Annotated in this window: 12 protein-coding genes; 2 read left to right on the top strand and 10 right to left on the bottom strand. The window is 35.4% G+C overall.

Going from position 1 to position 15,871, the window contains the following annotated elements:
• Window positions 1-120: 120 nt before the first annotated feature.
• From LIX58_RS06110 to LIX58_RS06100, 3 genes are all read right to left on the bottom strand, one after another.
• A complete protein-coding gene (locus LIX58_RS06110) occupies window positions 121-951 on the bottom strand; it encodes a pyruvate, water dikinase regulatory protein (RefSeq protein WP_126565667.1) in 831 nt (276 codons plus the stop codon).
• Window positions 952-955: 4 nt separating this feature from the next.
• Window positions 956-3,580 carry a pyruvate, phosphate dikinase gene (gene ppdK, locus LIX58_RS06105; RefSeq protein WP_126565668.1) on the bottom strand — a complete coding sequence of 875 codons (2,625 nt, stop codon included), beginning with the start codon at window positions 3,578-3,580 and terminating at the stop codon, window positions 956-958.
• A 202-nt stretch (window positions 3,581-3,782) separates the two neighbouring features.
• Entirely contained in the window at window positions 3,783-4,667 is an 885-nt protein-coding gene (locus tag LIX58_RS06100) for a LysR family transcriptional regulator (protein WP_154838100.1), read from the bottom strand.
• A gap of 133 nt (window positions 4,668-4,800) precedes the next feature.
• Between LIX58_RS06100 and LIX58_RS06095 the strand changes: the two genes are divergently transcribed.
• A complete protein-coding gene (locus LIX58_RS06095; protein WP_222590522.1) occupies window positions 4,801-5,571 on the top strand; it encodes an SDR family NAD(P)-dependent oxidoreductase in 771 nt (256 codons plus the stop codon).
• Between the two features lie 123 nt (window positions 5,572-5,694).
• Here LIX58_RS06095 and mbcS read toward each other — a convergent pair whose 3' ends face one another.
• The 6 genes from mbcS to betB all read right to left on the bottom strand — a co-directional run bounded on the left by mbcS (window position 5,695) and on the right by betB (window position 13,094).
• Window positions 5,695-7,287 carry an acyl-CoA synthetase MbcS gene (mbcS, locus tag LIX58_RS06090; RefSeq protein ID WP_126565673.1) on the bottom strand — a complete coding sequence of 531 codons (1,593 nt, stop codon included), beginning with the start codon at window positions 7,285-7,287 and terminating at the stop codon, window positions 5,695-5,697.
• A gap of 165 nt (window positions 7,288-7,452) precedes the next feature.
• Window positions 7,453-7,926 carry an antibiotic biosynthesis monooxygenase family protein gene (locus tag LIX58_RS06085; RefSeq protein WP_154838104.1) on the bottom strand — a complete coding sequence of 158 codons (474 nt, stop codon included), beginning with the start codon at window positions 7,924-7,926 and terminating at the stop codon, window positions 7,453-7,455.
• A gap of 49 nt (window positions 7,927-7,975) precedes the next feature.
• Window positions 7,976-8,191, bottom strand: coding sequence for a sterile alpha motif-like domain-containing protein (locus LIX58_RS06080; protein ID WP_126565675.1), 216 nt, complete (start codon window positions 8,189-8,191; stop codon window positions 7,976-7,978).
• Window positions 8,192-8,315: 124 nt separating this feature from the next.
• On the bottom strand, window positions 8,316-9,494 hold the full coding sequence (locus LIX58_RS06075) for an amidohydrolase (protein WP_154838106.1): 1,179 nt from the start codon (window positions 9,492-9,494) through the stop codon (window positions 8,316-8,318).
• Window positions 9,495-9,760: 266 nt separating this feature from the next.
• The gene (betA, locus tag LIX58_RS06070) at window positions 9,761-11,467 is read right to left on the bottom strand and encodes a choline dehydrogenase (RefSeq protein ID WP_126565677.1); all 1,707 of its coding nucleotides are present in this window, start codon (window positions 11,465-11,467) and stop codon (window positions 9,761-9,763) included.
• Between the two features lie 136 nt (window positions 11,468-11,603).
• Window positions 11,604-13,094, bottom strand: a complete 1,491-nt coding sequence (gene betB, locus LIX58_RS06065; RefSeq protein WP_154838108.1) for a betaine-aldehyde dehydrogenase — start codon at window positions 13,092-13,094, stop codon at window positions 11,604-11,606.
• 262 nt (window positions 13,095-13,356) lie between these two features.
• Between betB and cudC the strand changes: the two genes are divergently transcribed.
• Window positions 13,357-13,905 (top strand): choline uptake/conversion transcriptional regulator CudC, encoded by a 549-nt coding sequence (gene cudC, locus LIX58_RS06060; protein ID WP_126565679.1) that lies wholly within the window; start codon window positions 13,357-13,359, stop codon window positions 13,903-13,905.
• A 103-nt stretch (window positions 13,906-14,008) separates the two neighbouring features.
• Here cudC and LIX58_RS06055 read toward each other — a convergent pair whose 3' ends face one another.
• Window positions 14,009-15,631 (bottom strand): BCCT family transporter, encoded by a 1,623-nt coding sequence (locus LIX58_RS06055; RefSeq protein WP_154838110.1) that lies wholly within the window; start codon window positions 15,629-15,631, stop codon window positions 14,009-14,011.
• Window positions 15,632-15,871 lie beyond the last annotated feature (240 nt).

Below are 15,871 nucleotides of genomic sequence, written 5' to 3'. Positions count from 1 at the left end.
CTAATTTATTCTTGATTAAATCGGCTTGATAGACTCGATTCTCATTCATCCTAGAAAGAATAAAGGGCTTAATTGTCTTCTAGACAATTAAACACCTTTATTCTTCTCGTTCATTTTACATTACTGTTTAGGTTGTAAGAACTTTTCAATATAAAAAGCGGATTCTTCAATCGACTTATATTCTGTATTAATTACGGTCGCATTTAATTTCTTAAAGATTTCCTCCGCATATGCAAGTTCTTTTTTAATACGATCAAGGTTGTTATATCGTGATTCACTGGATAAGCCTAATGTTTCTGCACGATTTTTACGGATATTTGCGATGTACTGTGGACTTGCTGTTAACCCAAACACTTTTAGTCCTTTTTGTTTAAAAACATTATCAGGAATATTAATTTCTGGAACTAATGGAATATTGGCAATTTTGTAGCCTTTATTCGCTAAATACATACTTAATGGTGTTTTAGATGTACGAGATACACCAACGATTAATGCATCCGCTTCACCTATATCAGTAAAGTGTTTACCATCATCATATTTAACAGAATACTCAATAGCTTCAATACGTTTGAAATATTCTTCATTCAGTTTACGTAAAGCACCACTTTCCATTAATGGTTCATGGTTAGTTACCCTTCCAATAATACTAATTAAATCAGACATATAGTCGACATAAGGTACATCATGTTCACGTGCAAATTCATGACCTAATGTATTGAACGATTCACTAACAAGCGTTGTTGCAACAATCGCATGCTGTTCACGTGCTAAATTTAAAATATTTAAGAATTCTTCTTCATCCTTAATATATGGAAATTTCTTAATTTCTACATTTGTTAAGTCTGGATATTGCGTTAAGGTCGCATGAATCATTCGTTGTGCTGTTTCTCCAATAGAATCAGATACTATAAATAACTTTAATACTTGTTCATTAGATTGCGTTTCGTTCACGTTATTACTCGCTTTCCTCCACTTGACTCTGAGCTGTCGCTAAAATTGCACCCGGCACACGGAATGGTGAACATGAAACATAATCAATAGCTAATTGATTGAAACGACGAATTGACTTCGCATCGCCACCTAATTCACCACATACGCCAATTTTAATATTAGGATTAACCTTTTTCGCTTGGTCAACTGCAATTTCGATTAATTTTCCAACACCATCTTTATCCAATGTTTGGAATGGGTCAAGCTTCAATATATTACTTTCAGTATACACATTTATGAATTTACCTGCATCATCTCTAGAGAAGCCATATGTCAATTGTGTTAAATCATTTGTACCGAAACTGAAGAAGTCACAATGCTTAGCCAACTCGTCTGCTACTAAGCATGCACGTGGTGTTTCAATCATCGTACCGATTAAGTAATCGACTTTATCACCTTTTTCTTCTTCCAACTTCTCAATCGTTTTCACAAGTTTATCTTTTAACGTTGTAAACTCTTCCACTGTTGACACTAATGGAATCATGATTTCAGGTTTACATGCTATACCCTCTTTTTTAAGTTTTAATACGCTACCCATAATGGCTTCAACTTGCATTTCATATAATTCTGGATATGTGATAGCTAGACGACAGCCGCGGTGACCTAACATTGGGTTTACTTCATGTAAGTCTACAATACGCTTATTCAATGTTTCTTTAGGAATGTCGAGTTGTTGTGCTACATTTTCAATATCTTCATCCGAATTTGGCAAGAATTCATGTAATGGTGGATCAAGCAAACGCACAATCGTAGGACGTTCTCCTGACAATCTGAAGATGGCTTCAAAATCTTCAATTTGATATTTGCGAATATTATTCAATGCTTCTACGCGCTGTTCATATGAAGAAGATAAGATGAAACGACGCATCTCAACAAGACGTTCAGCACCAAAGAACATATGCTCAGTTCGCACTAAACCAATGCCTTTCGCATTAAAGTTATAGCCCGCTTCAATATCTTGAGGTGTTTCAGCATTCATACGCACATCTAAACGTGCTACATCTTCAGACCATTTCATAAAGTTCGCAAATTCTTCACTATGCTCTGCACTTACTGTTTTGATTTCACCTTGATAAATATCCCCGTTAGCGCCGTCGACAGAAATGATATCGCCCTCATGTAATTCGCCGCCATCGTAATATACTGTCTTAGCCATAGTATTGATTTCTAAATTAGAACATCCTGTAACACAACATTTACCCATACCACGCGCTACAACCGCTGCATGAGATGTCATACCACCATGCGTCGTTACAATCGCTTCACTCGCTACCATACCTTCAATATCTTCAGGTGACGTTTCTGGACGCATTAAGATGACTTTCTTGCCTGCTTCTGCTTGCGCTTTGGCATCTTCAGCTGAGAAGACGATTTGTCCTGTTGCCGCCCCTGGACTTGCTGGTAATCCCATTTTCGAAATAGGTGTTGCTTCTTTTAAAGCTTTTTCTTCAAAATTAGGATGCAATAACTGGTCGATAGATTTCGCTTCTACTTTAGTTACCGCTTCTTCTTTCGTAAGTAACCCTTCTTCTACTAAATCAACTGCGATTTTAATTGCAGCACGTGCAGTACGTTTACCATTACGCGTTTGTAGTAGATATAGTTTACCATTTTCAATCGTAAATTCGATATCTTGCATATCTTTATAATGCTGTTCTAGTTGCTTCGTCACATCTACAAATTCTTGATGCACCTCTGGCATTTGATCATTTAATGTTGAAATATCTTTAGGTGTGCGAATACCCGCAACCACGTCTTCACCTTGAGCGTTTAATAAGTATTCACCAAATAATTTATTCTCACCACTCACTGGATTACGCGTAAATGCAACCCCTGTACCACTATTATCACCGCTGTTACCAAAGACCATCTCTTGAATGTTTACTGCCGTACCAATATCGTGTGGAATATCATTTAAATCACGATAGATACGTGCGCGGTCGTTGTCCCAAGATTTAAATACAGCTTCAATGGCTTCTTCCAATTGTTTTAATGGTTCTTGTGGGAAAGGTTTATACACTTCTTCAACATAAATTTCTTTGAAACGTTCACAAATTTCTTGTAAGCCCTCAGCTGTAATAGCAGCATCATTGTCAAATTTATGTTGTTGTTTATAGTCTTCAAAGTATGTATCAAATGCTTGCATCGGCACATTATATACGACTTCACCAAACATTTGTAATAAACGTCTGTAACAGTCATATGCGAAACGTGCGTCTCCTGTTTTCTCGGCTAATTTCTTCACGTTGTCATCATTTAAACCTAAGTTAAGAATCGTATCCATCATACCTGGCATTGAAATTTTCGCACCACTACGTACAGATACTAATAACAAGTTACTGTCTGAAGAGAATGTTTTACCTGTTCTCTCTGAAAATGCCGCAAGATGATCAACCAATTGTGTTTTAACTTCCGTCGATAGCGATTGACCTTGGCTTAAATAATCAATACACGCTTCCGTTGTAATTGTAAAACCATCAGGTACAGGTAAACCTAACCGTTTCATTTCAGAAAGGTTAGCACCTTTACCTCCAAGTAGATCTTTCATCGATTTTTGTCCTTCATCAAAAGCATATATATATTTAGTCATATATGTCACCTCAATTAATTATTATGTCATACTAATTAATATAAAGTATGTCATATAATTAATTTGAATACAAATAAAATCATAATCATTCAGTAAATTTTTACAAAAAAGACACAATTAGTGCTATATATCAGTGAATAAATTTGAGTACATACCACTAATACATGCAATTAATTGTGTCATACTATTTCTTAACATTAATTTATACTGAGCTATATTTTTCAAAATAATCTATTGAGAATTGCTTAAATGAATCTGCGACTTTTGTAAAATAATGAGATGTTTTAAAACCTATCCCTATCATACGATAACAATTGGGATTGTTTATAGGTATCGCTACGATGTTATTGTCGTCATGAATTAAAGCTTGTTTTGGTGTGAATGAAATACCAATATTCATTGCTACAAGTTTTAAAATGGCACTTGAATCTTCCACTTCAACTTGATAGTGCGGTGTAATGCCCTCCTGTTCCAAAATAGTATCTATGATATCACGAAAGCCATAACCTCTAATCTGACCAATTAGTCTTTCATTACTAATCTCTTGCAACGAAACGATATTACGTGTAGCTAAATGATGTTGTTTGCTTACTGTCAAATAAATATCATCTTGAAGCAGTGGTATCCATGTAATGTCTTGATGTGCAATGGGTATTGTTGAAATTGCGAAATCTACTTTATCCTCTAATATAAGTTGAGTAGCAAGTTCTGAGGTTGCTTGATATTGTCTAATTTTTATCCTAGGATGTTTTTTTAAATATTGTTGAATCAAATTGGGCATTACATGCGGAAATGTTACCGCAAAGGTCACTTGCCCTTGCTCTATTCCAGTAATATTTTTTAAGATTCGTTCACCTTCATTAAGAGCATTAAATGCTTTATCAACCTGTACTTTCATAAGTTCACCATATTGATTTAAATGAATTTGACGTCCTTTACGATCAAATAACTTTACTCCCAATTCCTCTTCTAATGAGTGTATTGCTTTGCTTAATGCAGGTTGAGAAATATTAAGTTGTTTTGCAGCTTTAGTTATATTATTGACTTCAGCTACCACTTTAAAGTAATTAAGTTTCGTTATTTCCATATAAATATCCCTTTCAATTAATAACTTCAAGTTATTAATACATGCTTATTATGAATTATACATTATCAATTTCTGATGCTACCATAAAATTGTACGTTATTTATTTTTTAAATTTTCAAAAAGAGGGATAATTATGAGATTAGAAAATAAAGTTGCATTAATTACAGGTTCTGGCGGTGGTATGGGATACGAAACTGCTAAACGTTTTGTCGAAGAAGGCGCAATAGTCATCGTGTCAGATTTAAAAGAAGATGTCGTTAACGAGGCAGTTCAATCACTCTCAAAATCTACTAATAATAATGTTTATGGTTATGTGCTAGATGTATCAAAGGAAACAAGCGTGGAAGAGACTTTTAATCATATTAAACAAGATATTGGTAAATTAGATATTCTAATTAATTGTGCAGGCATTACTGGTGCAGATAAAACCACAGATCAATTAACTGAAGAAGAATGGGATCAAGTCTTTGCAGTTGATGTCAAAGGCGTATTCTTCTGTACTAAACATGCAGTACCTTTATTACGTGATAATGGTGGCGGTTCAATCGTCAACTTCTCTTCTATCTTAGGATTAGTGGGTACAGACGAATTAACGCCATACGCTGCCGCTAAAGGTGCAGTCACAAATATGACACGTCAAGATGCCATTAGCTTTGGTAAAGATCATATTCGCGTTAACTCTGTACATCCAGGAACTATTTTAACGCCATTAGTTAAAAAGTTAGGTGAAGAAACTGAAGGTGGTTTAGAAGCTTATACAGCTAAAATGTCTGAACGCCATCCTATCGGCTACTTAGGAGAACCAGTAGATGTTGCTAATGCAGTATTATTCTTAGCTAGTGATGAAGCACGTTTTATTACAGGTGCAGCACTAACAGTTGATGGTGGATACACAGCTAGATAGTGTCTCATCGCTAACCTTTAATTTAACCAAATTAAATACTATTAAATACACTAAACAAGGCTGAGACATTCGTCCCAGCCTTATTTTCATAATATTATTTATTATTTTAATAACCAGATTTAATTATTCACCGTGTTCTGCGCGATACTTCTCAACTTCTGCATCACGTAATTCCACACGACGAATTTTACCTGAATTAGTTTTTGGTAAATCTTCTACAAACTCGATTGCACGCGGATATTTATATGGTGCTACTTCTTGTTTCGCAAATGTTTGTAATTCTTTCACTAATGCATCATCACCAGTATACTCATCTTGTAAAATCACAAATGCTTTTACTATATTACCACGAATAGCATGAGGACTTGCCACTACTGCACATTCTTTTACAGCTGGGTGGTTAGTTAACGCGTCCTCTACTTCAAACGGTCCAATCGTATATCCTGAACTAATGATGATATCGTCACGACGGCCTTCAAACCAGAAATAACCATCTTCATCAATATGGGCTAAATCACCAGTGATGTAATAGTCGCCAGCTTGAGCCGCTTTCGTACGTTCTTCATCTTTATAATAACCTTTGAAAAGTCCAGGGAAATCTAGTGGCAATGCAATATTACCTTTGACACTAGTATCCACTTTATTACCATCGTCATCTACTACAGTTACATGACTTCCTGGAATTTCTTTACCCATTGAGCCTGGACGTGGGTCTGTATCTTTTAAGAAACCAATGAGTAACGTACTTTCCGTTTGACCATAACCGTCGCGTACCGTTAAGTTAAAGTTTTTACGGAATTGTTCTACAACTTCACGGTTTAACGGTTCACCGGCTGATACAGCACTATGCAGATGCTCTAAGTTATAATCTTGTAAATTATTTAATTTCGCCATCATACGATATTCCGTTGGTGTACAGCAAAGCACATTAATTTTAAAATCTTGTAATAATTCTAAGTAACGTGATGGATTGAATTTACCATTATAAACGAAAGCAGTAGCGCCTGAACCCATAATAGATAAGAATGGACTCCATACCCATTTTTGCCAACCAGGTGCAGCAGTTGCCCACACTAAGTCATCTTCTTTGATGCATAACCAATGTTCTGGTGCCATTTTCATATGGGCGTAACCCCATCCATGAGAATGTGTTACAGCTTTGGGGTTACCTGTCGTACCAGAAGTATATGACAAAATAGCGATATCGTCTCTAGTTGTATCAGCCATTTCTAGTGATGTATTTTGTCCTTCTTTTTCATCTTCAATACTAATCCAATCTGTTTCATGTCCATCTACAATAAATTTAGTTAAGTTATCATATTCTTTAATATTTTTAAATTCTTTGATGAAATCTGCTTTAGCGATAACCGCATTAATTTCCCCATGGGTAATACGATATTGTAAATCTTTCGTTCTTAACATTTCAGAACTTGGAATAATCGCAATGCCTAATTTTAATGCTGCAATATAAAGTTCATATGTCATGATGGAACGTGGCATCATAATTAATACTTTATCGCCTTTTTTTAACCCATGTTTTAACAATACATGGCCTACTTTATTCGCATTATTGATTAATTCAGAATATGTAACGGTGATAGGTTCATCGATTCCATTTTCATAAATCAGTGCTTTTTTAGTTGCATCTGAAGCGTGTTTCTCAATTTCAGAAACAATGTTATACGTTTCCGGTGCAAGTAAGTTTGAATTCTTCATATTAAACTTCCTTTCCCTTCTCATTCGTGCTTGCTTTCAATTTCTTTAACGCATTAAAATATACCACTTATGGTAATGATTTTAAATAGTACAGCCTGTGTAAATTAAAAAGATTAAGTCTCTAAACCCAAAGTGACAGGTCTCAAGAAACTTAATCTTATCATGTTAGAAAATATCGTTTACGTCTATTGTAGCTTCTAATCCAGCCAACTCAATACGTACATTATATGATAAATCTCGATTCACTATATTACGGTCTACCCCTTCTTTAGTGCCTCTTTTTTTATGTGTTTTACTATAAGCTTCAGAGTTCTGCCAATCATAAAACGCTTGGCGATCTTCCCATAATGTCAAAATAATATAATGACGGTGTGCAATATGAGGACGTAAAAAGCGCAAAGCTTTAAATCCTAGTTCATCTTGCAAATATTTAGGACGTTCTAAGAATTTCTTCTCAAATTCTTCTTCCATACCTTCATTAACAAATAAATGATTTAGCACGCAAAATGAATTATTAGATAATTCATTAATTTCTTCTAAAATACTATAATTTTGCGTATCATTATTTTTTGGAATTGTCATTAATTGGTGATCTACTTCTTCAATTACATATGTTTTATAACTGTCTTCTAAAATCATATCTGTTATTCCTTCATTTCTAAACTAGTATTAAGTTTTTAATATCTTTCTAGCTTCGACCTTGTTGTTCATATAATGAAATTGAGCGTTTTACAATTTCCAAAAATTCATGATCTAAAGTTGGAAAGTTTATAAAATAATCTAATATATTAGCTGAGAGACGTTCTTGCTTTGGGAAAGAATGATCTTCATTAATCCATTGCGCAAGTTCACCTAACGGGGTTTGGTCGTCCACAAATCCTTGCATAAAATCATAAAAACTCATTATCTCACCCCAGTCTTCCAATATATGCTTATACTATCATGAAAAATAACCTCAAAACTAGTGGTGCAATAGAGACAGTTTTGCCGAAAGTGTAGATTAGATGTAATTATTTTCCTATATTGGACTAAGAATTTAAGTAGTCTAACACGACTGCGCCAACCGCTTCAGCTGCTACAAGCATAGATGATTCATCAATTTTAAATTTAGGATGATGATGTGTGTATGCTTTACCGTCTTGTGGCGCTGCACCTGAGTAAATAAATGTACTTGGTAATTCTTTCGCATAAAACGCAAAGTCTTCAGATGGTGGTTGTGCTTCACATTCTTCGACACCTTTAACATCTGCTAAATCTGCATTTTCAATCGTTTTCGCTACATATTCCGTAAACTCTGGATCGTTATACAATGCTGGGTAATCTTTACTAAATTCAAAGTCGCATTTGACACCGAACGTTGCTTCAAGTCCTTTAACTAACTGGTTTAATTCCTCTTCAATACGGTCACGCGTAGCATCTGTAAGTGCACGTACATCGCCTTCAAGTACAATCTTATCTTTAATTACATTGAATTGCCCTTTTCCATCAAAAGAACCAATTGTAATTACACCAGTTTCAAACGGATTAAGTCGGCGTGATACTACAGTTTGAGCAGTAGTCACAAAGTTAGCACCCGCTACAATCGCATCATTAGCTGTATGCGGTGATGAGCCGTGTCCACCTTTGCCTTGAACTGTTAATTTAAAATATGAACGTCCTGTTTGGACATTCTCTGTACGGTAATACACTTTACCAGGCTCCATATTCGTCATCACATGCGTGCCTAGTACATGATCTACGCCCTCTAAAACGCCATCTTCAATCATACCTTTTGCACCACCAGGAGGCATTTCTTCTGCTGGTTGATGAATGACAATGACCTTACCTTTAAATTGGTCTTTCATCTCAATTAGAGTTTCTGCCAAAATAAGCATGTACGCAGTGTGAGCATCGTGACCACATGCATGCATGACACCATCGTTTTTAGAGGCGAAAGAAAGACCTGTATCTTCTTGAATAGGAAGTGCATCAAAGTCAGCGCGAATAGCGATTGTTTTACCAGGTTCACCACTGTCGATCGTGACTTTCACACCATTTTCTCCTACATTCGTTTCTACCTTACAATCTTTATCTTTATAGAAATCAGCAATATATTTAGGCGTTTCTTTTTCTTCAAATGAAAGTTCTGGATGTTCATGTAAATGACGACGTATTTCAATCATACGTTCTTCTTTATCTTGTAAACGTTTCACTAAATCTTTTGTCATCTCTTCTCCCACTCCTTCTTCATTTCTTTCCTTCATTATATTCCTTTAAAAATTAAAATTGTTGCTAGGAGGTTTGACTTAAAGGTTCAAATATAAAAATGAGAGGAGAGCAGAAATCGAATTTATAAAAAAATTTCATGTCTCCTATAATAATGACTATATTTGAAAACCTAATTGAAACGCATTTTTAAACCAGTCAGTACTTGCCAATATGCTAAATAAGGCTGAGATATTTAATAATATCCCAGCCTACTGACTATAAATATTTAGTGTGTATAATAAGGGTCAAATTCCATTGCGCCTGCTTTTTCATCGCTCACGCCATGTTTATAGTAGTCCACGTATTGTGGTTCAAGTGGTTCTTTGCCACGAATAATGTCTGCTGCTTTTTCAGCAAGCATTAATACAGGTGCGTGAATATTGCCATTTGTTGTTCTTGGCATAGCTGAAGCATCGACAACACGTAAATTTTCCATACCATGTACTTTCATTGTTAATGGGTCAACCACTGACATTGGATCTGATGCAGGTCCCATTTTCGCACTGCATGAAGGGTGTAAGGCAGTTTCGCCATCTTTACGTACCCAATCCAATATTTCTTCATCTGTTTGAACAGATGGTCCTGGTGAGATTTCGCCGCCATTGTAAGGATCCATTGCATGTTGAGATAAAATATTTCTTGCTACGCGGATTGCTTCTACCCATTCTTGCTCATCTTCTTTTGTTGATAGGTAATTAAATACAATGCTTGGTTTTTCAAAAGGATCTTTTGATTTAATCTTCAAGCTACCGCGAGAATTAGAATACATAGGTCCCACATGCACTTGGTAACCGTGTGCAACTGGTGCTTTTTGTCCGTCATATCTTACTGCAATTGGTAAGAAATGGAACATTAAGTTTGGATAATCAACTTGATCATTTGATCTTACAAATGCGCCACCTTCGAAATGGTTAGACGCTGCGGCACCTTTACGTGCAAATATCCATTGTAATCCAATCCAAGGCATGCGTTTGATATCTAAACTTGGTTGTAATGATACCGGTTCTTTACATTTATGTTGAATGTAAACTTCAAGGTGGTCTTCAAAGTTTTCGCCTACACCTGGTAAATGCATACGAGGTTCAATACCTTTAGATTTTAAGAATTCAGCATCACCAATACCTGATAATTGTAATAATTGTGGTGTGTTAAACGCACCACCAGATAAAATCACTTCACCAGCTTCAACTGTATGATATCTACCATTACGTTTAAATGTTACGCCTGTTGCTTTATTACCATCAAAATGAATTTTAGTAACGAATGAACGTGTCTTAACCGTTAAATTTTTGCGTTTCATTGCTGGATGTAAGTACGCTCTTGAAGCTGACACACGACGACCATTATGCACTTGGCTATCAAATGGTCCAAAGCCTTCTTGTCTATAACCATTCACGTCTTTTGTTTTATGATAACCTGCTTCAACACCAGCATCGAAGAATGATTTGAATAAAGGATTTGTTGCTGGACCACGTTTTAATTTCACTGGTCCTTGATGTCCTCTATATTGATCATATGGTGCTGCACCATATGTTTTTTCTAAACGTTTAAAATATGGTAAACAGTGTGCAAAGTCCCATGTTTCCATACCTTCTGGCTCTGCCCAACCTTCATAATCCATTGGGTTACCACGTTGATAAATCATACCGTTGATAGAACTTGAACCACCTAGTACTTTACCACGGGCATGGTCTACTTTACGTCCCATATGTGGTTCTTCTTCCGTTTGATAAATCCAATCGTAAAATGGATTACCTGATGGGAACATTAATGCTGCAGGCATTTGAATAAATAGGTCCCATGGATAGTCACTGCGTCCAGCTTCTAATACTAATACATTTTTATCTTTATCCTCAGTTAAACGATTACCTAGTACTGATCCAGCACTACCGCCACCAATAATGACGTAATCATATGCTTTTTTATTACTCATATTGAATTCGTCCTCCCTTAAAATGTCACTCTGTTTATCTCATTTGTCTTTAAGTTCGATACGCTTATTTCACAATCCATATAAACAGGACCGTTATAGCTTGTAATTAACGGTCCCTTACTTCTAACATTACGCTTTACTTACTAAAGAAATTTACTGGTTCTGGTTGTGTATTAGTTAAAATATGTTTACTTACTAAGTACTCTTCTAAGCCTTCTTTACCTAATTCACGACCAATACCTGATTGTTTGTATCCACCCCATGGTGCTTGAGCGAAATAAGGATGGAAATCATTAATCCAAACTGTGCCAAGTTTAAGTTTGTTTGCGACACGTTGCGCTTTTCCAATGTCTCTTGAGAACACTGCGCCAGCTAAACCATAAATAGAATCATTAGCTAAGCGAATCGCTTCTTCTTCATCTGAGAAGCCTTCAATAGTTACAACTGGACCAAATACTTCTTCTTGAACAATACGCATTGATGTATCACAATCCGTAATAACTGTTGGTTCAAAGAATAATCCCTCTTGTAAATCTTCTCTGTCAGGGCGTTTACCGCCAATCGCGATTGTTGCCCCTTCTTCTTTAGCAATTTCCATATATTTTTCAATTTTATCGCGATGTTCTGTTGAAATGACTGGACCCATTTCAGTTTCATCATCGAAACCATTACCTAATTTAATTTTACCTACACGTTCGATAAGTGCTTTTTCAAAGTCATCTTTAATATCGTTATGAACTAAGATACGTGAACCTGCTGAGCACACTTGTCCTGCGTGGAAGTAACCACCATTTAACGCTTGATCTACAGCTAATTCAAAGTCAGCATCATCAAAGATAATATTTGGATTTTTACCACCAAGTTCTAATGCCACATTAGTAACATTGTTGGCCGCATTCTTCATAATGTGTTTACCAGTTTCAATACCGCCTGTAAATGATACTAAATCGACTTCTTTATGACCTGATAATGTATCACCAATTTCCTCACCACTACTTAATACAAGGTTAATGACACCTTTAGGGAAACCTACTTCTTCCATTAATTCGAATACACGAATTGTAGTAAGCGGTGTGATTTCACTTGGTTTCATTACTAATGAACAACCTGTAGCCAATGCTGGTGCAATCTTCCAAGATGCTTGAAGCAATGGATAATTCCATGGTGTAATTTGTGTAACAACACCAACCGGTTCTTTAAGTACTTTACTCTCTGTATTTGGAATAGGTGTATTAATAATTTCGCCACCGTCTTTATCAGCTAGGCCTGCGAAATACGTAAATACGTTCGCAATATCATCCATATCTGCATAAGACTCTTCTAATGTCTTACCAGTATCTAATGTTTCTAATTTTGCTAGTTCATCACGATGCTCCGTAATTTTATCAGCAATTGCTCTTACTTTTTTACCTTTGACTTCACTTGTTTCTAATGACCACTCGCCATCCTCAAGCGCACGACGCGCTGCTAGAATAGCTTGTTCTGCATCCTCAGCTGTGCCTTCTGCAACAGTGAAAATAACTTCTTGATTATAAGGATTTAGAATTTCTCTAGTATTTTTATTTGAACTTTCAACCCATTCACCATCGATATATTGACGATTAGACAATTTTTCTACAAGTTCCATCATTCGACCTCCGTTAAGTTTGTTAAATTTTTATTTAACGAATTTTACAGAACTAGCGTAGCACACTTTTCTAAGCCATGCAAACTCTAACCTCGTTCACAATTTCTTGATTTTTTATGAAAATGAAAGACCAAAAACTCTTTAAATGAAAATGTACTTTTGAAACTTTCAATAAAACAATTTATAATGATTGAGAATTAGAAAATGCGAGTATTAATTTAATTATTTCGTAGTAATAAACAAGTAAGAATAGAGGTGCACTATGACACGTTCAGTTAATTACGAGCAAAAGATTGAAGAAGCAAAAGATTTAGTGATTAACTCTATCGGAGAAACAATGGATTTGTATGGAACGAATAGAAGCGTCGGCAATTTATACGGCACAATGGTATTCGAAGGTAGTATGACATTAGATGAAATGAGAGAACACCTTCAAATGAGTAAACCTAGTATGAGTGCTGGTGTTAAAAAATTACAGGAATTCGATATTGTTAAACAACAATTCACGCGTGGAAGTCGTAAACAGCATTTTATCGCCGAAAAGAACTTCTTCAACTTCTTCCGTAACTTCTTCACCCAAAAATGGGAACGTGAAGTAGATACAAATTTAGAGGCAGTCGAAAAAGCAGAAGCCTTACTTCAAGAAACGAAACAGAATTATGAACTAGATGAAACTGCCCAGTTAGAAGTTGACAAGGTTCAAGCTCAACTTGATCATACTAAACAATATTGTAAGTGGTTAGAAAATCTAAGCTATGCCATTGAGTCAGGTCAAATTTTTGAACATTATCCTATTCCTGAAGAGGACTAATATACTTATAAAAACTTATAGTTTTTAGATTCAATAAAAAAGCACCTTACCATGTTAAATCAATTTAACGTGATAAGGTGCTTTTAATTTAGACTTTTTTTAACTATAAATTATCGTCTTCTGGTTTCTCTTTTACTTGAACGATACGTAATGAGCGTCGTTCAATTTCTTTATGTTTATCCGCTCGAGTTTCAAGCTTAATACGATCTCGATTAAGCGTGATAATAAAGGAAATCATCATAAAGATAAATATGACTATAAGTGGCACACTGGCAAGTATCGATGCCGTTTTAAGTACTTCCAATGCACGTTCCCCACCTACTAACATTAATGAGAACGGTAATAAACATAATGCAAATGCCCAGAATAAACGGTTAGCTTTTAAAGGTTCACCTAATACTTTTTTCTGTGAAGCTGCTGCTAAAATATATGAACCTGAATCAAACGTAGTAGCTAAGAATAAGAATGCTGAAATTAAGAATAAAATAATTGTAATAGTTGGGAATGGTAGTTGATGCATTACTTCAATAATCGCCGCTTCAGTACCATGCGCATTTAAGAAATTAATTACATTAAATTCACCAGTAATTTGTAAATAAACTGCGTAGTTACCGAAAATACCGAAGAATAATAAACATCCTAAAGTACCATAAATGATAGTACCTAAAATTACTTCTTTAAGACGACGACCTTTTGAAATACGTGCGATAAATAAGCCAATAAACGGCGCATATACTAACCACCATGACCAATAGAATACAGTCCAATCTTGTGGGAAGTTTGTTTCTTTTCGTCCTTTAATACCTCCAAATGGTTCCATCCAAGTAGCCATATGGAAGAAATCTCTTATCATATTACCGAAACTTGTAATCGTTGTTTCCATAATAAAAATTGTCGGTCCCACAATAAAAACAAAGGCTAATAAAAGAAATGATAACCATACGTTCACGTCACTTAACTTTTGTATGCCCTTTTTCAAACCAGTATAAGAACTGATCGCAAAGATGACAGTAATCGTTAATAAAATAATTGAACGCATAACCATATTTTCTCCATCAATACCTGTTAATTTCTCAATACCAGCTGAAATCATAGGTACGCCAAGTGCTAATGATGTTGCAGCACCACCAAGCAAGCCAAAGATAAAGAGTATATCTACAACTTTACCTAAAAATTTATCCGTTTGCCCTTTTAATACTGGACGGCATGCTTGGCTAATTTTATACACAGGCTGTTTTTTGACGAAGACTAGATAACCGATTGGTAATGCAGGTAAAACATAAATTGCCCAAGCTATAGGACCCCAATGGAACATACCATATTGCGTTGCGTATGTAAGTGCCTCATCTGTCATGCCTTTCGCACCATTAGGTGGTACTTGGTAATAGAATGCCCATTCAATGACACCCCAATACAGAATATCCGAACCGATACCAGCACAAAATAGCATTGAAGCCCAACTAAAGTTGTTAAATTCAGGCTTGTCTGTAGCTTTACCTAAAGTGACATTGCCATATCTCCCAAATGCAATGTATAACACGAAAAATAAAATGGCTAGCCCCATAAATAAGTATACCGAGCCAATAGAATTAGATATTGCACTATTGATGTCTGTAATAACAGTTTCACTGGCTTGTGGAAATACCATCATGGGTATAACTGCAACTAGTAATACAATCACCGTGCCTATAAAGGTTGGCCAGTCCATAATTTTTTCTTTTTTCAAGATTATGTTCCTCCTCTTTATAAAATGAATCAATCATTCAACTTGTGATTTTCTTACGTTTAATGCACATCAAGACAATATCTAAAATTAAATAAAAATGCAAATTACATTCAGTTAAACTACACTGTATGCCTGAATAAATATATATTAAGCGTCAAAAATTCAAGCTCTATAAATTGCCACCACAACAGTGTTAAGTTTAAATTTAACGAATTGAATGAATTTTACATTGTATTAATA

It is taken from the genome of Staphylococcus sp. Marseille-Q1834 (genome assembly GCF_916858875.1).
Taxonomy (GTDB): domain Bacteria; phylum Bacillota; class Bacilli; order Staphylococcales; family Staphylococcaceae; genus Staphylococcus; species Staphylococcus pragensis.
This window is presented reverse-complemented; position numbering and strand designations above follow the sequence as displayed.

Excerpts from the sequence above, each read along its gene's own strand:
- betB (WP_154838108.1), bottom strand. The coding sequence starts at position 13,094 with ATGGAACTTGTAGAAAAATTGTCTAATCGTCAATATATCGATGGTGAA.
- LIX58_RS06100 (WP_154838100.1), bottom strand. The coding sequence starts at position 4,667 with ATGGAAATAACGAAACTTAATTACTTTAAAGTGGTAGCTGAAGTCAAT.
- LIX58_RS06080 (WP_126565675.1), bottom strand. The coding sequence starts at position 8,191 with ATGAGTTTTTATGATTTTATGCAAGGATTTGTGGACGACCAAACCCCG.
- betA (WP_126565677.1), bottom strand. The coding sequence starts at position 11,467 with ATGAGTAATAAAAAAGCATATGATTACGTCATTATTGGTGGCGGTAGT.
- cudC (WP_126565679.1), top strand. The coding sequence starts at position 13,357 with ATGACACGTTCAGTTAATTACGAGCAAAAGATTGAAGAAGCAAAAGAT.
- ppdK (WP_126565668.1), bottom strand. The coding sequence starts at position 3,580 with ATGACTAAATATATATATGCTTTTGATGAAGGACAAAAATCGATGAAA.
- mbcS (WP_126565673.1), bottom strand. The coding sequence starts at position 7,287 with ATGAAGAATTCAAACTTACTTGCACCGGAAACGTATAACATTGTTTCT.
- LIX58_RS06075 (WP_154838106.1), bottom strand. The coding sequence starts at position 9,494 with ATGACAAAAGATTTAGTGAAACGTTTACAAGATAAAGAAGAACGTATG.
- LIX58_RS06085 (WP_154838104.1), bottom strand. The coding sequence starts at position 7,926 with ATGATTTTAGAAGACAGTTATAAAACATATGTAATTGAAGAAGTAGAT.
- LIX58_RS06095 (WP_222590522.1), top strand. The coding sequence starts at position 4,801 with ATGAGATTAGAAAATAAAGTTGCATTAATTACAGGTTCTGGCGGTGGT.